The 20,171-nt window shown below is 52.1% G+C and carries 20 protein-coding genes and 1 tRNA gene; 19 read left to right on the forward strand and 2 right to left on the reverse strand.

The window, feature by feature from the left end; all coding sequences use genetic code 11:
* Nucleotides 1-8 precede the first annotated feature (8 nt).
* Together mutM and A0U42_RS04385 are read left to right on the forward strand one after the other, a co-directional pair.
* On the forward strand, nt 9-833 hold the full coding sequence (gene mutM / locus A0U42_RS04380; RefSeq protein ID WP_065360024.1) for a bifunctional DNA-formamidopyrimidine glycosylase/DNA-(apurinic or apyrimidinic site) lyase: 825 nt from the start codon (nt 9-11) through the stop codon (nt 831-833).
* Between the two features lie 320 nt (nt 834-1,153).
* Nucleotides 1,154-1,987 (forward strand): alpha/beta hydrolase, encoded by an 834-nt coding sequence (locus A0U42_RS04385; RefSeq protein WP_083122278.1) that lies wholly within the window; start codon nt 1,154-1,156, stop codon nt 1,985-1,987.
* Nucleotides 1,988-2,118: 131 nt separating this feature from the next.
* Here A0U42_RS04385 and A0U42_RS04390 read toward each other — a convergent pair whose 3' ends face one another.
* On the reverse strand, nt 2,119-3,795 hold the full coding sequence (locus A0U42_RS04390; RefSeq protein WP_065360025.1) for a glycosyltransferase family 39 protein: 1,677 nt from the start codon (nt 3,793-3,795) through the stop codon (nt 2,119-2,121).
* A 93-nt stretch (nt 3,796-3,888) separates the two neighbouring features.
* A complete protein-coding gene (locus A0U42_RS04395; RefSeq protein WP_065360026.1) occupies nt 3,889-4,788 on the reverse strand; it encodes a LysR family transcriptional regulator in 900 nt (299 codons plus the stop codon).
* Between the two features lie 198 nt (nt 4,789-4,986).
* On the opposite strand from A0U42_RS04395, the gene A0U42_RS04400 reads away from it, so the two are divergent.
* The 17 genes from A0U42_RS04400 (at nt 4,987) to A0U42_RS04480 (ending at nt 20,107) form a co-directional block, all read left to right on the forward strand.
* The gene (locus A0U42_RS04400) at nt 4,987-5,832 is read left to right on the forward strand and encodes an SDR family oxidoreductase (protein WP_065360027.1); all 846 of its coding nucleotides are present in this window, start codon (nt 4,987-4,989) and stop codon (nt 5,830-5,832) included.
* 178 nt (nt 5,833-6,010) lie between these two features.
* Nucleotides 6,011-7,192, forward strand: coding sequence for an iron-containing alcohol dehydrogenase (locus A0U42_RS04405; RefSeq protein ID WP_218055520.1), 1,182 nt, complete (start codon nt 6,011-6,013; stop codon nt 7,190-7,192).
* Between the two features lie 158 nt (nt 7,193-7,350).
* Complete coding sequence (gene coaE / locus A0U42_RS04410; RefSeq protein WP_065360028.1) at nt 7,351-7,959, forward strand: dephospho-CoA kinase; 609 nt, start codon at nt 7,351-7,353, stop codon at nt 7,957-7,959.
* A 9-nt stretch (nt 7,960-7,968) separates the two neighbouring features.
* A complete protein-coding gene (locus A0U42_RS04415) occupies nt 7,969-8,544 on the forward strand; it encodes a lytic transglycosylase domain-containing protein (RefSeq protein ID WP_044503545.1) in 576 nt (191 codons plus the stop codon).
* A 5-nt stretch (nt 8,545-8,549) separates the two neighbouring features.
* A tRNA-Leu gene (locus tag A0U42_RS04420) sits at nt 8,550-8,634 on the forward strand.
* Nucleotides 8,635-8,724: 90 nt separating this feature from the next.
* On the forward strand, nt 8,725-9,339 hold the full coding sequence (locus A0U42_RS04425; protein WP_065360029.1) for a hypothetical protein: 615 nt from the start codon (nt 8,725-8,727) through the stop codon (nt 9,337-9,339).
* A gap of 113 nt (nt 9,340-9,452) precedes the next feature.
* Nucleotides 9,453-9,914: a ribosome maturation factor RimP gene (rimP, locus tag A0U42_RS04430; protein ID WP_065360046.1), complete on the forward strand. Its 462-nt coding sequence runs from the start codon at nt 9,453-9,455 to the stop codon at nt 9,912-9,914.
* A gap of 14 nt (nt 9,915-9,928) precedes the next feature.
* The gene (gene nusA / locus A0U42_RS04435) at nt 9,929-11,074 is read left to right on the forward strand and encodes a transcription termination factor NusA (RefSeq protein WP_065360030.1); all 1,146 of its coding nucleotides are present in this window, start codon (nt 9,929-9,931) and stop codon (nt 11,072-11,074) included.
* A gap of 3 nt (nt 11,075-11,077) precedes the next feature.
* Nucleotides 11,078-11,338 carry an RNase P modulator RnpM gene (gene rnpM / locus A0U42_RS04440; protein WP_044503549.1) on the forward strand — a complete coding sequence of 87 codons (261 nt, stop codon included), beginning with the start codon at nt 11,078-11,080 and terminating at the stop codon, nt 11,336-11,338.
* Entirely contained in the window at nt 11,335-11,640 is a 306-nt protein-coding gene (locus tag A0U42_RS04445; protein WP_044503550.1) for a ribosomal L7Ae/L30e/S12e/Gadd45 family protein, read from the forward strand. Before rnpM ends, A0U42_RS04445 begins: the two co-directional genes overlap by 4 nt.
* 14 nt (nt 11,641-11,654) lie before the next feature.
* Nucleotides 11,655-14,147, forward strand: a complete 2,493-nt coding sequence (gene infB / locus A0U42_RS04450; protein WP_065360031.1) for a translation initiation factor IF-2 — start codon at nt 11,655-11,657, stop codon at nt 14,145-14,147.
* Between the two features lie 15 nt (nt 14,148-14,162).
* Nucleotides 14,163-14,510: a 30S ribosome-binding factor RbfA gene (rbfA, locus tag A0U42_RS04455; RefSeq protein WP_044503552.1), complete on the forward strand. Its 348-nt coding sequence runs from the start codon at nt 14,163-14,165 to the stop codon at nt 14,508-14,510.
* A 4-nt stretch (nt 14,511-14,514) separates the two neighbouring features.
* Nucleotides 14,515-15,459 (forward strand): bifunctional oligoribonuclease/PAP phosphatase NrnA, encoded by a 945-nt coding sequence (locus A0U42_RS04460; protein WP_065360032.1) that lies wholly within the window; start codon nt 14,515-14,517, stop codon nt 15,457-15,459.
* The gene (gene truB / locus A0U42_RS04465; protein WP_065360033.1) at nt 15,456-16,337 is read left to right on the forward strand and encodes a tRNA pseudouridine(55) synthase TruB; all 882 of its coding nucleotides are present in this window, start codon (nt 15,456-15,458) and stop codon (nt 16,335-16,337) included. Before A0U42_RS04460 ends, truB begins: the two co-directional genes overlap by 4 nt.
* 11 nt (nt 16,338-16,348) lie before the next feature.
* On the forward strand, nt 16,349-17,287 hold the full coding sequence (locus tag A0U42_RS04470; RefSeq protein WP_065360034.1) for a bifunctional riboflavin kinase/FAD synthetase: 939 nt from the start codon (nt 16,349-16,351) through the stop codon (nt 17,285-17,287).
* A gap of 173 nt (nt 17,288-17,460) precedes the next feature.
* Nucleotides 17,461-18,651, forward strand: a complete 1,191-nt coding sequence (locus tag A0U42_RS04475; RefSeq protein WP_065360035.1) for a PLP-dependent aminotransferase family protein — start codon at nt 17,461-17,463, stop codon at nt 18,649-18,651.
* Nucleotides 18,652-18,919: 268 nt separating this feature from the next.
* Nucleotides 18,920-20,107 carry a PLP-dependent aminotransferase family protein gene (locus A0U42_RS04480; protein ID WP_065360036.1) on the forward strand — a complete coding sequence of 396 codons (1,188 nt, stop codon included), beginning with the start codon at nt 18,920-18,922 and terminating at the stop codon, nt 20,105-20,107.
* The last annotated feature ends 64 nt before the right edge of the window (nt 20,108-20,171 follow it).

Below are 20,171 nucleotides of genomic sequence, written 5' to 3' on the forward strand. Positions count from 1 at the left end.
GTGAGTTTATGCCGGAATTGCCGGAAGTAGAAACGATACGCTCCTTCATCGAAAAGAAGGTACAGCACAAGGTCATCACCGCCGTCGACGTATCCCTGCCGCGGCTTATCCGCAATACGACGGCAGAAAATTTCGTTTCGGCCCTGACCGGAACGGAAATCGAAGGCGTCAGCCGCCGTGGAAAATACCTTTTCCTCCGCTGCAGCGGCCCGTGGTCGGTCTTGGTGCACCTTCGGATGACGGGCAGCCTCCTCTATGAAGCTATGCCGGGAGAGTATGCCGGACGGGCCGTTCACGTCGTCTTTTCCCTGACCGAAGGACGGCTCCTGTACCGCGATATCCGTACCCTGGGTTGCTTATGGCTCGTACCGACAGAAGGACCGACGGGCATCAAGGGCTATGATAACCTCGGCCCCGATGCCATCAGTCCGGCTTTTACAGCAGAGGGCTTGTATCGTTTCTTAAAGGAAACGCGCCGGCCGGTAAAGACGGTCCTCCTCGACCAGACTAAGGTGGCCGGCATCGGCAATATTTACGTCGACGAAGCCCTGTTCCGCGCCGGAATCCGTCCCTTGCGCCGAGGTTGTAAGGTTACGAAAAAAGAAGCGGTGAAACTCCATGAGGCTATCACGGCTGTTCTCCAAGAAGGCCTCGCACACGGCGGTACGACGATACGGAATTTCATCAGCGGCAACGGTAAAGAAGGCCAAAACCAGGAAAACCTCCGCGTCTACGGCCGCGAAGGGACGCCGTGTACGGTCTGTGGTACGACCATTGAATACGTGAAACTGAACGGCCGCGGCACCCATTACTGCCCGACATGCCAAAAGTGAGGAGCCACCTTCACGCTGGGCGTCATTCACATACAAAAGAGAGTTGTCTTTTTAGACGACTCTCTTTTTTCATGCCGGGATCTGTTTCTTGAGCGTATTCTGTTATCGATTCTCCAATTCGCTTTGTTGGCTGCGGTATGGGGGCGGGTTCCATCGGCAGACGGCATTGAGGGTGTGTGGTGCGTACTTTGTGGGAAGAACGTTTTTTTGCATTGAAATTTCAATATCCTTAACATGTAATTATTGATATGATTACAGTGGGGCGGTACAATGATAATACAACATCAGATGGTAGTGTTACATCGTTAGGAGGTTTTGTTATGCGTCATTTTAAACGACTGTTGGGCCTTTCTTTGCTGACCTTGGGCCTCTTCACCATGGGGACCGGTGTCGGTGCCGCTCAGTCCCAAGATGTCACCATTGACGGCGATCATGGAAAACTGTCGGCTGTCCTTCAGCGGCCTGACGGAAAGAGCGAATATCCTTTAGTCATCATCATGCACGGCTTCATGGGGAATAAGGAGCGGCCCCTTCTGACGAAGCTCGCCGATGACTTAGAAAAAGACGGCATTGCGTCCATCCGCTTCGATTTTAACGGTCATGGGAAGAGCGAAGGGCGATTCCAAGATATGACCGTCCTCAACGAAATTGAAGACGCCAAAGCCGTCTATGACTATGCCGGTAAGCTTCCCGGCGTGACGGGAATCGCCCTGGCCGGTCACTCTCAAGGCGGCGTTGTTGCCAGTATGACTGCCGGTGAATTGGGGACACAGAAGGTCAAGGCTCTGGCCCTCATGGCGCCGGCCGCCGTCCTTCGGGAAGATGCCATTCGCGGCCAGCTTTTCGGCGTTCACTATGATCCTATCAACCCGCCGGAAACCATCAAGGTGCGGGATTATCAGGTCGGAGCCAACTATGTCAAAACGGCTCAGACCCTTCCTATTTATGAAACGGCGTCCCAGTATCAGGGTCCGGCCTACATGATCCACGGTACGGGTGATGTCATTGCCCCCTATACGTACAGCCAGCGTTATCAGCGCATCTACTTTAATGGCCAACTCCATCTCATCGACGGCGAAGATCATGTCTTCAGTCACGATACAGACGGAGCAGCCCGGGCGGTTGCCGATTTTTTCAAAGAACAACTGACATAGAATCCTTGCCTCGGGATTTTCACCGATAAGAAAACCAGCACCATAGCGATGGTTGTCGTCATGGTGCTGGTTTTTTGTCTATCTTGTTTTTTAGCGAATCATTTCAAGTATCGATGCTGCGATGCCGCTCTTTATCGAGCCGCGTCTTGAGCGGCAGGGCCGTTTAAAAGAACCGTGTAGTCTTCGTCGGTAATGCGTCGCGCCGGAGGTGTGCCGACGACGCGCAGGGCTTCTTCTAAATATTTCTTTTCGACGACGATGACGGCCGGCTTATCGCTGTTCCAGAGGGCGTATAATTCGTTGCTGCCATAGTACATGCCTGTCCGGTCGGTGTGATGGATGCCGAAATTCAATTCACCCATGAAATTGCCCGTGGCAATGGGGCGGTCTAAATAATAGACCAAGCCCGGGATGAAGTAGCCGTACATGATGATGGGCGTACTGTCCGGCACGTTCATCTGTTTAATGTCCTGACTGACGTTGTAAGCCGTCTGATGGTCGTGAATCTGGCCTTGAATCTGATGGGCACCGAGGCCGAAGCCATAGGCCATGACGGTGAGGATGATGAACACCGAAAGGAAGCTGCGCCGCTTATGCCACGACCAGGCTGCGGCTGCCGTCCCGATGAGGAGGGAGGCGATGAGCAGGCCGCCGTGACTGAAGAAGTCGGCAATGGTCAGAAAATCGGTGTGCATGAGGTAGACGACGCCGGCTGCCGTAAAGAGGAGGCAGAGCAGAGAATTGATGAGGAAACTGTGACCGAGCCAGGATTTTTCGCGGCGGCACCGTTCTAAAGAGGCTGCAATCAAGACCGATAAGGGCAGCCAGCAGGGCAGGATATACGTCGGCAGTTTCGAATCGGAAATGCTGTAAAAGACGTAAATCAGGCCGGCCCATAAAGAAAGGAGGATGAGATCCTGCTTGTGGCGCAGCGTGCCCGGCGCGCGGAAGATGCCTTTTTTACTGAAAAAGGTTGCCAGAAAGCCCGTCCAGGGCATGAGACCGGCAATGAGGACCGGGACGAAGTAGTACCAAGGATGGAAGCGTTCGTGCATCTTGGTGGCAAAACGCAGGAAGTGCTCGCGGATGAAGAAGAAATAAAAGAAATCCGGATTGGCTTGGGACACGAGGTAGTACCAAGGGACGGAAATCGCCAGGAAGAGCAGGATTCCGGGCACGTAGAACAGTTTCAAGAAGAGTCGCGGCCGCCGCGTGCAAAGGGCATACCAAAAGAGGATGCCTACGGGAAAGGCGATGGCAATGAGCCCCTTGGTCAGCATGCCAAGACCCATGAAAGCATAGAAGAGAAGGAGATACTTCTTCTTTTCCGTCCTTTCAAAGAGATAAAAGGTGACCAGGCAGGCGTCGACGAAAAAGGTCAGGGCCATGTCGAGGACGCCGATAGAGGCGACGATGAGCTGCAGGGCCGACGTAGCCAATATGATGGCGCCCATGAGGCCCGTTCGTCCGTTGTACATGGTTCGGCCCAGGACGTAGGCTAAGATGACGTTTCCAAAACCGGTCAAGGCCGGCAGGACGCGGCCTGTAAATTCCTTAAAGCCAAAGAGCTTCATAGCCAGGGCCGTTACCCAATACTGGAAGATCGGTTTTTCAAAGTAAGGCATGTAATCGAAATGGGGTGTCAGGTAGTCGCCGGACAGGACCATTTCCATGGGAATACGATGGTAGCGGCCCTCGTCGAGTTCGATGAGGTGGTACGAGCCGATGTGGGCGAAGTAGAGAAAGGCGGCGGCCAGCAGGAAAAAAACGAATACCAGGCGCCGGTGGTGCCGTAAGGCAGAAAGCATAAGATCCCTCCTAATGGTAATGATACTTTATGGTACACGGACAGCCTAAACAAATGTTAAATGGAATGATAACTTTACGTATATCTTGGTGATTTACCGGTTTTTATATTTGTCGATCCGGTTGTGGAGCAGGCGGGAAAATTCTTCGACGTAGTACGTGCTGTTGTCTTTGAGCCAGAAGAGGCAGTAATGGCGCATCATGGGCTTATTGCCTTGATAGATGGGCAGACAACGCGAAGCCGTACCTGACGGCGGTGTCGGCGAAAAACTTTCCAGGGGCAGATAGCCGCGGTTGCTGGCGACGAGAAGTCTTGCTTCTTCCATCGTCCGGGCAAAGATGAAGTTGTCGGCAAAGCCGAGGGTATCGGTGTAATAGGCGGCTTCCGACTGTTCGTGATCTTCTGCCGTGACCAAGATGCAGGGAAAGCGTTTCAAGTCTTCCAAGGCGAGAAATTCCTCCTGACTTCGAGGATTCTGACGCGATATCTCGGCATAGACCGTGCCCGTCGTGAGGATGTCGTTTTCGTATAAATCGGAAAAGGCCCGGCGCTGGTCGTTGAGAACCAAATCGGCCCTGCGCGTACGCAGTTCCTGATACAGGGATTCGTGGGTCCCGTTGAAGATATGGATCGTCACTTCCGGGTAATAAGAGGAAAAAGCGGCAATCGTTTCATAGAGTTCGCTGCCGACGTAGTTGTTCAGATAACCGATGGAAAGCTGCAGTTCTTTATCTTCGCCCTGTCTGCGGGTTTCCGCCTTGAACGCTTCGATTTCCTGAAGCAATTCTTTTCCGTGACGGTAGAAATACTCGCCGGCCGGTGTCAGGGCAAATCTCCGATTGTGACGTATCAACAAGGGCACGCCAAGGTCTTCTTCGAGGGCCTTGATCTGCTGGGATACGGCAGACTGTGAAATTTCCAAGGCATACGAGGCTTCGGTGAAGCTCTTGGCGTCGACGACGGCGATAAAGTATTTCATTTGGCGAAACAGCATAAATTTATCACTCCCTTCCGAATCGATACTGTTATTATACCGTGAGATTTGCCATAAGTAAAACTAATGAGAAGCCTTTGAAATTCGAATTGTTATAAATAGATGATTTCGGTAGAATATGGTTGTCAACAGGGACAAGAGCCCTGACAGAATCCATTGCTTATTATGCGTACGTTTTATATATAGGAGGTAATTCTCATGAATGCAAATGAAAAAGAAGTCGTCGTCTTAGTCGGTTCCGGCCAGATCGGCCAGGCCATTGCCCGCCGCGTCGGAAGCGGCCGCCACCTCGTCTTGGCCGATGTGAATCAGGGACATGCTGACCGGGCGGCTGCGGTTTTAGAAAATACAGGCTTTAAAACGAGCACTCTGGCCGTTGACATTTCGTCGCGATCGTCCATTTTGGCCCTCATCGATCATGCCAAGCAGTTCGGCGCTATTAAGTTTCTCATCAATGCCGCCGGCGTATCGCCGTCTCAGGCATCAATCGAAACAATCTTAAACGTAGACCTCTACGGCACGGCGGTCCTGCTGGAAGAATTCGGCAAGGTCATCGAAGCCGGCGGTTCGGGTATCATCATTTCGTCCCAGTCCGGCCATCGATTGGGCGCCTTGTCTCAGGAAGAAACGGATCAACTGGCTATGACGCCGACGGAAGAATTGTTGGGCCTGCCCTTTCTCAAATCCATCAAAGACACCTTGAAGGCCTATCAGTATTCGAAGCGCTGCAACGTCCTGCGGGTCATGGCCGAAGCCACGAACTGGGGGAAACGAGGCGCGACGGTCAATTCTATCAGTCCGGGCATCGTCATGACGCCCCTGGCTAAGGACGAACTGAACGGTCCGCGCAAAGACGGCTACCGCAAGATGCTGTCCCTCAGCCCGACCGGCCGCGCCGGTACGCCCGATGAAATCGGTGACTTGGCGGAATTTCTCATGAGCCACAAAGGCCGTTTCATCTCCGGCAGCGACATCCTCATCGACGGCGGTACGACGGCTTCGTACTGGTTCGGTGATTTGCAGTATTTGAAAGAGACACACTGATATTTTTTCAGTAAAGCCTGATATCAAAGCACGGCTGCTTGGCAGACGGTCGTGCTTTTTTGCGGCCTGTTTTGCATTGCCGTATAGGAAAGGGATGTATTAAGATTTCGAAAAAGGGATTCTGCTGAAGACGGCGAAATACATACATTATAGAATCATTCTTTAAGAAGGGAGTTTTATGATGAACGATTTCGTATTTCAAAATAAAACAAAAATTTACTTTGGAAAAGATCAATTAACCCACCTCGGTGAAGAAGCGGCGGCTTTTGGCAAAAAAGTCCTTCTCGTCTATGGCGGCGGATCCATTAAACGCATCGGCCTTTACGACAAGGTCCTCGATGTTTTGACCAAAGCCGGCATGACCATTTCCGAACTGGGCGGTGTCGAACCGAATCCGCGCCATACGACGGTCAATAAAGGCGTCAAGATTTGCCGGGAAGAAGGCATTGACGTCATCCTGGCCGTTGGCGGCGGTTCGACCATCGACGCTTCGAAAGTCATGGCCGCCACGGTGGCCGCTGCGACGGACGACTGCTGGGATTTGGTCATGAAGAAGGTCGTAAGCCCGAAGGCACTGCCCCTCATGACGGTCCTGACCATCGCGGCTACGGGGTCGGAAATGAATGCCGGCGCCGTCATCAGCAACGTCGACACCAAGGATAAGCTGCCGTACTTTTCGCCGGCTGTCCAGCCTGCTGTATCCTTCCTCGACCCGACCAACACCTTCAGCGTGCCGGCGTACCAGACGGCGTCGGGCAGTGTCGACATTATGGCCCATATCTTTGATATGGTGTATTTTTCGCGGCAGCCTCGCATGGACATGATCTACCGCGTCCAGGACGAAGTCTTGAAGACGGTCGTCAACTTTGCCCCCGTTGCCCTCAAGGAACCGGATAACTACGAAGCCCGGGCTAACCTCATGTGGGCCTCGACGTGGGCCCTCAACGGTTTTTTGGCCGGCGGCGTTTCTCAGATGACGTCGTGTCACCGCATGGAACACGAACTCTCCGCCGTCTATGACATTACCCATGGTCACGGCCTGGCCATCCTCATCCCGCGTTGGCTCAAATACGTCATGAACGATGACAATGCTTGGCAGATCAAGCGCTTAGGGACCAACGTCTTCGGCCTCGACGACAGCCTGTCCGATCGAGAAGGGGCTGAAAAGGCTATCGAAGCCTTGTCGGACTTCTTCTTTAAGACCTTAGGTCTCGACAGCCGCCTGTCTGACCTCGGCATCGACGACAAACACTTCCGTGATATGGCCGAAAACGCCTGCAAACAACTTGGTGGAACCCTCCACGGCTTCATTGACCTCACGCCGGATGATATCGTAAAGATTTACGAAATGTGCCTCTAAGATTCATTTATAAGGTCAAAAACATCATATCCGACGTTTGATAAAGCACAGTTCTTTCGGGAGCTGTGCTTTTTTTGGATAGAAACAAAAGGACGTTGGACAGGAAATCATTCTGCCAGTATAATAGAGGTATATTGCACGGAGAGGGAGAGATTTTTATGCTTCATATCGGATTGACCGGCGGCATTGCGTCGGGGAAGAGTACCGTTGTGACCATGCTCAGAGAGTATGGTGCCGGCATCGTCGATTGCGACGTCATCGCCCACGACGTTGTCCTGCCGGGGACGAAGGGCCTTGCCGCCGTTGCCGCTGCTTTTGGGCCTAAGGCTCTTTGTGAAGACGGTTCTATGGACCGGGCCTATATCGGCAGTTTGGTCTTTCAAGATAAGGAGAAAAAGGCGCAGCTTGAAGGCCTGCTGTTTCCCCTCATCCATGACGGCATCGAACGAGAAATCCGAAAAATCGAAGAAGATAAAAAAAATCCGGTCATCTTTCTTGACATGCCTTTACTTTATGAGATAAAATACAATTCTTACGTTGACGAAACATGGCTCGTATACGTCGATCCGAAGACTCAGCTTTTGCGGCTGATGAAGCGCAACGGGTATTCGGAAGAAGAGGCGTTGGCGCGGATTCACGCCCAACTTCCCATCGACGAGAAACGGTCTTTGGCACAGGTTGTCATCGATAATAACGGGTCGCCTGAAGCGACGCGGGCACAAGTGAAAGCCGCTTGGCAGGACTTGATGGACCGCATTGAAATGTAGGGAAAAGACGTGAGAAAAAAGGGAAGTACCAAAGGGACAATCATTATAGCAGCACTGTTGCTTTTCTTTTCGGCATCGTATTTCTATTCATGGAAAGACGATGTCATGCGCAAGTTCGTCTACCCCCTTCAGTACGATTATCTCGTTCGGCAGTATGCTTATGAAACCAAGATCGACCCGGCCCTGGTGGCTTCCGTCATCTTAGTTGAGAGCAAATTCGACGAACGGGCTTCGTCTCAACCTGGTGCCCATGGCCTGATGCAGGTCATGCCCGATACGGCCCAATGGATTGCCGATGAGATGGGAATGACTGACTACACGCCGGATAAACTCAGTGACGTCCGTACCAACATAAGGCTGGGAACATGGTATCTCGCTTATCTTTTGAAAGAGTATGATGGGAATCAAATACTGGCTCTGGCTGCGTATAATGCTGGTCGGGGACACGTCGATTCTTGGGTCCGGGAATATGGCTGGACAAAAGATTTTCAAGAAATTGAAAAAATACCCTTTTCAGAAACGCGGGAATATGTTAGAATAGTTTTGTTGAACGAAAAGCACTACAAGCAGCTTTATGATTTTTAAGTTATGCGGTTGTGGCGGAATGGCAGACGCGCTGTCTTCAGGCGGCAGTGATCTTCGATCGTGCGGGTTCAACTCCCGCCAACCGCACCATTCATTACTATGGATAACACATTGATTGAAACACTCAAACAATGGAATATCATGACTGTTCTCCCACTTACGGTGGGAGATTTTCAGTTATTGGAAGAATATCGCATGGTTGAAAAAGACGGCAACCCCGTCGAATATCGCCTGTTCACTTATGAAAATAAGGAGAACGGCTGGACTGTGCGGGCTATCTTCAATCCCGAATCGGAAGAATACGCCGTTCGGGTCGATATCGGCATGTTGGAATTTGCCCTTATCGAATTTATCACCGGGTCCTTCGACGCCTTTCGTAAAATGGTGGAAGAGCGGTTGGCCCGGATCATTCATGATTCCTATGTGGAACGCAGGAAAAACTTCGGTGTCATTCTGAAAAACAAGGGACTGCCCGACCTTTCCTGGGATGACTTTCTGCCTGAATCGTATGACGGGTTTCGGCGGCTTATCAAGCCGGACGAGGCCGTTCGCATCATCAACGGCTCTTATATGATCTTGTCCTATTACGATAAGGCATCGCGAAGCGGACTGTCCTTGATGTACAACGTCTTGCGCGACGATTTCTTTGCCGAACGGCGGGTGCAGAACTTCCCCAATCTGGTCCACGACTTCGATACGTCGACTTTGCGGGAATTGGAAGCTGCCTTGCGCAAGCGGTTACTTCCGGTCCTCGATGATATCGGTGCCGACCGGGACAAGTCGTTGTCAGAATGACCAGACAGTGGTATACTAAAAGTAATTTAGATGTTTCGATGCGAAGAGTGGGTGAGAGCCCACTCTTAACTTTTACCTAACAGAAATTTTTTGAGGACAGGCTGGTGAATACGATGAGACGTGAACACATTGAAGATTTGATTGCTAAAGAAGTAGAAACGATTATTGCGGGATCTGATATCGAGTTAGTCGATGTCGAATACGTGCGTGAGCGGGACTGGTACTTGCGCGTGTTTATCGATAAAGAAGGCGGCGTCGACCTGGAAGACTGCCAGGCTGTCAGTGAAAAACTGAGCCGGGTCCTCGATGAAAAGGATCCGATTCGCGAAAATTATCTCCTCGAAGTATCGTCGCCCGGACTGGACCGCATCTTGCGGAAGGATAAAGACTTTATCCGCTATGCCGGCCGATCGGTTGATATTCATTTTTTCAAAGCTTGGAACGGCGTCAAGGATGTGACGGCTGAACTGGTCAAAAAGACGGCAGACGATAAGCTCGTCGTTCTGATCGATGGGGAGGAACACGAGATAGACAGGAAAGAAATATCGCAAGTCCGTTTGCATATTGATTTTTAGTGGAGGTTATTACCGTGAATAAAGAATTGCTCAATGCTATTGCTTACTTATCCAAAGAGAAAGGCGTATCTTCGGATGTCATCTGCGACTCTCTGGAAGCCGTCTTGATTACGGCTTACAAAAAGGAGCCCGATGCCAATCCGACGGCAGAAGTTACCTTGGACCGCACGACCGGGGATTACCAGATCCGGGCTGCCAAGACCGTCGTCGATGACGTCGAAGATGAAAATATCGAAATTTCTCTCGATAAGGCACGGCTCATCGATCCCGGCTATGAAGTCGGCGACATCGTCAACGTCGATGTCACACCGGCCAACTTCGGCCGCATCGCCGCCCAGGCTGCCAAACAAGTCATGATTCAGCGCCTGCGTGAAGCCGAACGCAATATCGTCTATGATGAATTTTCCGACCGCATGGATGACATCATTACGGGGATCATCCAGCGTATCGAAAATAAGAGCGTCTATGTCGATCTCGGGAAAGCCGAAGCCATCCTGCCGGCGTCGGAACAGATTCCGACGGAAACCTACACCGTAGGCCAGCGCATCAAATGCTACGTCGTCGAAGTTCGCAAGACGACGAAAGGCGCTCAGATCCTCGTATCCCGGACCCATCCGGGCCTGCTCAAGCGCCTCTTTGAATTGGAAGTACCGGAGATTTACGAAGGCGTCGTCGAACTGAAATCCGTAGCCCGCGAACCGGGCCGCCGTTCTAAAGTCGCCGTCTATTCCCGTGATGAAAACGTAGATTCCGTCGGCGCCTGTGTCGGTCCTAAAGGCGTTCGCGTCCAAAACATCGTTTCGGAATTGCAGAACGAAAAGATCGACATCGTCAAATGGGATGAAGATCCGGCCGTCTATATTGCCAATGCCCTCAGCCCGGCTCAGGTCATTTCGGTTACCGTCGACGAAGCTGAAAAATCTTCGGGCGTCGTCGTTCCCGACTATCAATTGTCCCTGGCTATCGGCAAAGCCGGTCAAAATGCCCGTTTGGCAGCAAAATTGACTAACTGGAAAATCGACATCAAGAGCGAAAGCCAGGCAGCTGAATCTTTCGACGAAGAGGCTCCGGAAACGGCAGAAGCCGACGACTTGGACGTCCTCAGCGAAATGGCCCTGCCTTCAGATGACGATACGACCGTACCGACGGAAGGAGAATAAACGATGAAGACCCGAAAAACTCCGATGCGCGTCTGTGCCGGCTGTCAGGAACTCAAGAGCAAGAAAGAGATGATCCGCGTCGTCCGCACGCCGGAAGGTACGGTCGAAATCGACAAGACCGGTAAGAAGTCCGGCCGCGGCGTCTATCTTTGCCCGGACAGCGAATGCCTCGAAAAAGCGTATAAAGAGCATCGCCTGGAGCGGTCGTTAAAGACCAAGGTATCGAATGATATTTATGAAGCATTGAGAAAGGACCTGTTGTGAGCGACAAAATCCTCAATCTCTTAGGCCTTGCCTGCCGGGCCGGTAAGACCGTCTGCGGTGATGGAGCCGCACAGAAAACATTGAAAAAAAAGAGCGTACCTTTACTGTTTCTCGCAGCCGACGGCGGCAATGACAACGTCACCAAATACCGCCGCCTGGCCGAAAGAAAAGGGATCGCCGTCATTGATACATATACAAAAGATGAATTAGGAAGCGCTGTCGGCAAAGCCCAGAACGTCATCGTTCTGGTCGACGATAAAGGATTTGCGGCAGCCATAGAGAAAGCGAAGCGTGATATATAGAAGGGGGTAACTAGATGACGAAACGATTATACGAAGTCGCGAAAGAATACGGCGTTTCTACGACAATCGTTAGAAAGACGTTAGAAGATCATCAGATTAAAGCCGGTAATTTTACCAGCATCGATGATAAGATGAAGGGCATCCTCGACGCAGCCTTTAAAAAGGGTCCCAAGGGAGATGCCAAGGCAGACCGCAAACCGGAAAGGAAGCCGGAAAGCAGACCGGAAAGAAAAACGGAAAAGAAACAGGAACATAAAACGACAGGGGAAGGAAATAGCCGAACAGTGAACGAAACGAGCCGACAGAATAAAAACAGAAAACAGAGCAACCCGCGCAGACAGAACAGCCAGAACAATCAGGGAACGCAGAATACCCAGAACCAGAATGCCAAACGCCAACAGGGGCAGCAAGGTCAACAGGGCCATAACGCTAAAAATGCCCAGGCCGGTCAAAAGCAGGGTGCTTCCCGCCAGCATCAGAGCGGCAATAAAGGCGGCCAGCAGAACCGTCAGGGCGGCGATACGAAACGTACCCGCTACTTCGGCAACTCCCAGCAGGGCGGAAACGAAGGCGCTAACCGCAGCGGCGGCAACAATAAGAACAACAATCGCCGCGGCGGCCAGCAGAACCGCAACAACCGCAATAACGGCGGCAGCCGTCCGCATACGCTCTTGTCCAACGTATTAAACAAGGGCAAGCATAAAAACAAGCGGAATCAGAAAAATCAGGCTCCTGTCGCGGCTGAAATGCCGAAGAAGAACTATCCGACGTCGGTTGAACTGCCGGAAACGATCATCGTTAAAGATTTCGCAGAACGGCTGGGCCGCGATGTCGGTGAAGTCATGAAGAAGCTCCTCATGGGAGGTATCATGGCGACGATCAACCAGGAACTCGACTTTGATACGGCCTCTTTGATTGCCGATGAATTCGGCGTCACCGTTACCATGGAAGCTCCGCCGGAAGATCCGACGGAAATCGAAGAAATCATCGATGCCCCGGAAACCCTGAAAACCCGTCCGCCTGTCGTCACCATCATGGGTCACGTTGACCACGGTAAAACGAGCCTTCTCGACGCCATCCGTCAGACCAATGTTACCAGCCACGAAGCCGGCGGCATTACCCAGCACATCGGGGCTTACCAGGTCCGTTACGAAGGCAAGAAGATCACCTTCATGGATACGCCGGGCCACGAAGCCTTTACGGCCATGCGTGCCCGCGGCGCTCAGGTTACCGATATTGCCGTCCTCGTCGTCGCTGCAGACGACGGCGTCATGCCTCAGACGATTGAATCCATCAACCATGCCAAATCGGCAGGCGTACCGGTCATCGTCGCCATCAATAAGATCGATAAAGAAAGTGCCAACCCGGAACACGTTATGCAGCAGCTGACCGAATACGGCCTCATCAGTGAAGACTGGGGCGGCGATACTATCATGGTTCCCGTTTCGGCCCATAAGAAAATCGGTCTCGACGAACTCCTCGAAAACATCCTCGTCTTGGCAGAAGTACAGGATCTTAAAGCGAACCCGAACCGTCCGGCCCAAGGCGTCGTCATCGAAGCTAAACTTGACAAAGGCCGCGGTCCTGTTGCCTCCGTCCTCATTCAGAAGGGGACCCTTCGCGTCGGCGATACGATCATCGTCGGTACGGCCTTCGGGAAAGTTCGTGCCATGAACAACGAACGGGGCGAACGGGTCAAGAAAGCTGAACCGTCCCTGCCTGTCGAAATCCTCGGCCTCAATGACGTACCGGAAGCCGGCGACATCTTGAACGTAACCGACGAAAAAACGGCTCGTTCCGTTGCCGAAAAACGAATGGAAAAGAAACGTTCGTCCGAACTCCACGTCAATGCCAAGGTTACCCTCGACGACTTGTTCAACCAGATCCAGCAAGGGGAATTGAAGGAACTGCCGCTTATCATCAAAGGCGACGTCCAAGGTTCCGTCGAAGCGCTCAGCCAGTCCTTAATGGGCATCAAGAGCGACGAAGTCCGCATTGCCATCGTCCACTCCGGCGTCGGCGCCATCAACGAATCGGATATCATGCTGGCTTCGGCTTCGAACGCCCTCATCATCGGCTTTAACGTCCGTCCCGATGCGGCTGCCCGTAAAATGGCCGAACACGAAAAGGTCGACATGCGGATGTACCGCGTCATTTACGACGCCATTAACGACGTCGAAGCGGCTATCAAGGGCATGCTCGAAAAGAAATACGAAGAAAAGATTATCGGCCGTGCCGAAGTCCGTAAAGTCATTACGACGCCGAAGGTCATCGTCGGCGGCTCCTATGTCAAGGAAGGGAAGATCACCAGCACGTCTAAGATCCGCCTGATCCGTAACGGCATCGTCGTTCACGAAGGCGAAATCGACGGCCTGCGCCGCTTTAAAGATGACGTCAAGGAAGTCGCTTCGGGCTACGAATGCGGCGTTACCCTTGAAAAGTACCGCGACATCAAGGAAGGCGACGAAATCGAAGCCTACGAAATGGTCGAAGTCGAACCCGAATAAAGGAGGGGACATTCGATGGGAGAATTACGAGTACGAAAAATCCAGGAATTTATTAAACAGGAAGTATCGAAGATGCTCCTGAATGAATTAAAAGATCCGCGCATCGGTTTCGTCACCGTTACCGATGCCCGCATCACCGGCGACTTGCGCGACGCGACGATTTACGTCAGCCTCTTTGGCGACGACGAAGCGAAAAAAAAGACCTTAGAGGCCTTGAAACGCGCCACCGGCTATATTCGGACGGAAGTCGGAAAACGCCTCGGCATCCGCTATTCGCCGTCCATTGTATTTAAAGAAGATACGTCTCTTGACTATGGGATGAAAATCGATAAGATTCTGCACGACATTGAAAAGAAGGACTGATGACATGAATTGCTCCGCCCAGGAAATCTATACCCTCCTTCACCACTATGACCACATTTTGGTGACGGCCCATGTCAGTCCTGACGGCGATGCCTTAGGGAGCGTCTTGGCTTTGTGGCATTGGCTGAAAGCAGAAGGGAAGGATGCCGTCATGGTCATCGACGATGACATTGACGACCGCTATAACTTCCTCGACGGCTTGTCGGCTATTTGCCGGCCCGACCAGGTCAAAACCGATGCCTCGTGGCTGACGGTCGTCCTCGATGCGACCGGTCTCGGACGGATCGGTAAGACAGCCGACCTCGTCTGCGGCAAGGTTTTGAACCTCGATCATCACGTCTCGAACGAGCATTTTGCCCAGTGGGAATATTTTAAGCCAGACTATGCGGCGACGGGAGAAATCCTGACCTGCCTCTTTGACCAGTGGCATATCACGTGGTCTCCGGCCATAGCCGATGCCCTCTATACGGCCATCGCCACAGACTGCGGCTTCTTCAAGTTCAACAACACGACGGGCCATACCCTGCGCATGGCAGCCGTCCTGGTCGACAACGGCGCTCAGCCCGACGTCATTTCAGACCATCTCGACGCTCGGTCGCTCAACAAGCTCCGGGCCTTGTCGAAGGTTTTGGATCAGCTGGAACTCTTTGCCGACGGCCGCATTTCCTGCCTGTCCTACACGCCGGAACTCCTTTCCGTCATCGGCGAGCACACGGGCATCTATATCGACTATGCCCGCCGTGTCAAAGGGTCTGAAGTGGCCTTTACGGTAAAATATATCGGCCCTCAAGAAACTCGGGTCAGCCTGCGCTCGAAAGGCATCGACGTCAATGCTGTGGCCGCTTCTTTCGGCGGCGGCGGTCACATCCGGGCTGCCGGCTGTACCATTGAAAAGCCTTTAGATGAAACAAAAGCCCTTATCGTTAAGGAAATTGAAAAGCGCTTATGATACATGGAATCATTAATGTACTCAAGCCGACGGGCATGTCGAGTCATGACGTCATCGGCTGTCTGCGGCGCATTTACGGCATGAAGAAGATGGGTCATGCCGGTACCCTCGACCCCTTGGCAGCCGGTGTCCTGCCGGTCTATGCCGGTCAGGCGACGCGGCTCATCGAATACGGCGACAGTGACGTCAAGTCCTACCATGCCGAATTCGTCTTGGGACTGGAAACGGATACCGAAGACAGTACAGGAAACGTCGTTGAAAGGGCTCCCGTTCCGAAACTTAGCGAAGATGACCTGCGCCGCGCCTTGGCCTCTTTCTGCGGCGATATCGACCAAGCGCCGTCGAAGTATTCGGCCATCAATGTCAACGGCGTCAAGGCCTATAAATTGGCCCGCCAGGACCGGGATTTCACCTTGCCTGTGCGGCAGGTGACGATTCACAGTCTGGAACTCCTGTCCTTCGACGGTCGGCGGGGAACTTTTGCCGTGACCTGCTCCAAGGGAACCTATGTCCGTTCCCTTATCCGCGATTTGGGGACCGCTCTCGGCACCTGTGCCTGCATGACCTATCTCGTCCGAACCCGGGCCGGTCTGTTTACCATTGAAGAAGCAGCGACCTTGGAAATGTTGGAACAAGATCCTGCGTCTTATGTCCTTCCGGCCGACATGGCCATTCACGATATAAGGCGGGCCAATTGTTCGACCAAGCAGTGTGATTTTCTCCTTCAGGGGCGGCCTGTGCCCTTTGCCGGGCCCAACCTCACTGATGGAGACGTGCTGCGTGTCTATGGCCCTGACGGGCGATTGATGGGCATCGTCCGCTACGATGAACAGCACCATATCCTGCGTCCCCATAAGATGTTTGCAGACGGATTGTGAGGTAACTAACGATGGAAATATTCCACTCCTTTCAGGAAATAACCGGCTTTACGGGCGCCGTCGTGGCCCTTGGGACCTTTGACGGCATCCATAAAGGCCATCAGATGGTCATGAAGACGGCCATCCAGCGGGCTGCTGCCGGCGGTGTGAAAACCATGGTGGTCACCTTCACGGCGCATCCCATGTCGGTCTTGTGCCCGGAAAAAGAACCCTTGCGCCTGGCCACCATCGGCCAAAAAGCAGAATATATCGAAGCCGTCGGCATCGACGGCTTGGTCCTCCTGCCCATGAGCGAAGCCTTACTTCGCGAATCGCCGGAGGAATTCTGCCAAAATCTCGTGACTTATATTCATCCGTCGGTCATCGTCGTCGGCTCCAACTTTACGTACGGAGCTAAGGCGGCCGGCAATACGGACACGATGAAAGCCTTCATGGCGGACTACGCTATTCCCGTTGAAGCCTTGGATCTTCTCGAACGGCCGGGAGGTACGACGCCCATTAGCAGCACCGTCATCCGCCGGCTCATCCAAATGGGCCACATGGAGACGGCTGAAAACCTTCTGGGCCGCCCCTTTGCCTTGACCGGGACCATCGTACCCGGTGACCATCGCGGCCGGACCATCGGCTTTGCTACGGCCAATATGCTCATTCCTATCAACATGGCCATTCCGCCGGATGGCGTCTATGTGACCGAACTGTGGTGGGATGGGGAAGGGCACCCGGCCATGACCAACATCGGCGACAACCCGACCTTTGAGAACCAGTACCGCCGCATCGAGACCCACGTCCTCGACTGGGATAAGGATCTTTACGGCAAGAACGTCAGCCTGCGTTTTCGAAAGCGCCTGCGCGGTGAAGAAGTCTTTGCCTCGGCAGACGACCTCATCGCCCAGATGAAAGAAGACGAAAAGGCGACGCAGCAGTTCTTTGCAGCTGATAAAAATGAATAAAAATCGTTAACAGGAAAAGGTTTTGCTTACGAATTTCTTAATTCGAGCAACTTTTCCTGTTTTTTTCATAAAAAATGTAGAATAACACACTCCGAAGTGGTATAATAAAAACCATTACGACGGGTTGTTATACGTCGTATCGAAAGCAAGTCAATAGATAGGAGTGAAGTTTTATGGTAATGTTTTCTGAAGAAGCAAAAAGTTTGCACGCATCTGACATCCGTGAAATCCTGAAAGTCACTGAAAATCCGGACATTATTTCCTTTGCCGGCGGCCTTCCGGCACCGGAACTGTTCCCGATTGACGAAATGATGAAGGTGGACGTGGAAATTTTGAAGAAAGAAGGGCGTCAGGCCGTGCAGTACAGCACGACGGAAGGCTACATTCCGCTGCGCAAACAGATTGCTGCCCGCATGAAATCGTCCTTTAATACGGACTGCACCTATGAAGACATTATCATTACCGCCGGCTCTCAGCAGGGCCTGTCTCTCCTCGGCCAGCTCTTTTTGAACGAAGGCGACGTCGTCCTCGTTGAAAGCCCGACCTACATGGGCGCTACGACCGCCTTTGCCGTCAATTTCCCCCAGTTCGTCGAAGTCGAAACGGACGACAAGGGCATGGTACCGGAAGCCTTGGAAAAGGCCATTGAAAAGTACGGTGACCGCGTACGCCTGATGTACGTCATCCCGGAATTCCAGAACCCGACGGGTATCACCTGGCCTCTGGAACGGCGCAAGGCCGTCATGGATATCATGAATAAACACGATATCCCGGTCATCGAAGACGATCCGTACGGCGAACTTCGCTATGAAGGCCAGACCATGCCGACCTTGAAATCGATGGATACCAAGGGCAACGTCATCTTCCTCGGTTCCTTCTCGAAAATCTTCATGCCGGGCCTTCGTATCGGCTGGATGGTAGCCCATCACGATATCCTCGAAAAAGCGGTCATGCTGAAACAGACCGTCGACCTCCAGTCTTCGTCCTTTGCTCAGCGCCAGGCTTCGTACTACATCGACATGTACGACCTCGACGCTCACGTCGCCAAGATTCGTGAACTCTACGGCAAACGCCGCACCTTGATGTACGATTCGATGAAAAAATACTTCCCTCAGGGCCTTTCCTTTACCTATCCGGAAGGCGGCTTGTTCACTTGGGTTACCCTTCCCGAAAACATCGATGCCAAGGCCATCATGCCGGAAGTCATCGAAAAGAAAGTCGCTTATGTCCCGGGCGGAGCCTTCTATCCTAACGGCGGCAACGGCAATCACTTCCGCTTGAACTACTCCAATATGCCGGAAGATCGCATCGTCGAAGGCATTAAACGCTTAGCTGAAGTTTTGAAAGAAAAGATGGGAAAATAATTAAACTTTGCAGGAAATGAGACGCTCTCTCCCGAGGGCGTCTTTTCTTTTTTTATTTTTTTTAAAAATTTTTTACATGAATTACTTAATATTTTATGGAGTTTACTTTTGGTATTATCAGTAATTGACCATAATACCCACGAATTTATAGGTTTGCATAAATGAGAATGTAGCTATGACATAAACGTTTAATTGCATAAAAGTAATTTAAATGATACTATATAAACATAGATATGCGCTATGCACAATTATGAAGGAGTGAGTGAATATGCAATTTTCCAACTTAGCTATGAATTTGAAAGCCTCTGAAATCCGTGAACTCTTGAAACTGACGACCATGCCGGAAATTATTTCCTTCGCTGGCGGCCTGCCGGCTCCGGAACTGTTCCCGACAGAAGATCTCAAAAAAGTTGACGAAGCTGTATTGACCAAAGAAGGCCAGGCAGCCCTGCAGTACGGCACGACCGAAGGTTACACGCCCCTTCGCGAACAGATCGCAGGCCGCATGAAAAAATCCTTCATGGTCGACTGCACCCCTGAAAACATCGTCATCACGTCCGGCTCCCAGCAGGGTCTGTCCCTCTTGGCTCAGATTTTCCTCAACCCCGGTGACGTCGTTCTCGTAGAAAGCCCGACCTACCTCGGCGCTATCAACGCTTTTAAACTCTGTGGTCCTGAATTTGTCGAAGTTCCGACGGACGACAAAGGCATCATCCCGGAAGAACTCGAAAAAATCTTGGCAAAATACGGCGATCGCGTCCGCATGATGTATGTCATTCCTGAATTCCAGAACCCGACGGGCATTACCTGGCCGATGGAACGCCGCAAAGCTTTCATGGACATCATCAACCGCTATGACTTCCCGGTTCTCGAAGATGATCCGTATGGCGAACTCCGTTTCGACGGCGACAAAGTTCCGTCCCTCAAATCGATGGATACCAAGGGCAACATCATCTTCCTCGGCTCCTTCTCGAAGATCCTCATGCCGGGCCTGCGTATTGCTTGGATGGTTGCTGATCCGGTCATCATTGATAAAGTCGTTAAGCTGAAACAGGCCGTCGACCTCCAGTCCTCGTCCTTCGGTCAGCGCCAGACTTCCTTCTTCATCGATATGTACGATCTCGATGCTCACGTTGCAAAGATCAAAGAATTGTACAAAAAACGCCGCGATCTCATGTGCGATTCGATGAAAGAATACTTCCCTGAAGGCATCACCTTTACATACCCTGAAGGCGGCCTGTTCACGTGGGTAACGTTGCCCGAAGGCATGGATGCGAAAGAACTCATGCCTAAAGTCCTAGCGAAAAACGTTGCCTACGTGCCGGGCGGTCCGTTCTACCCGCATGGCGGCAATGCGAACCACTTCCGCCTCAACTACTCCAACATGCCGGAAGAACGCATCGTAGAAGGTATCAAACGCTTAGCTGAAGTACTGAAAGAAGAATTGGCAAAATAAGCCTAAAAATGATATGATATAAGGGAGCTGTCGCTTTGCGGCAGCTCCCTTTGTACGTTCACTC

The sequence above is a fragment of the Megasphaera sp. DISK 18 genome, assembly GCF_001682955.1.
GTDB classification, from domain to species: Bacteria; Bacillota; Negativicutes; order Veillonellales; family Megasphaeraceae; genus Megasphaera; species Megasphaera massiliensis.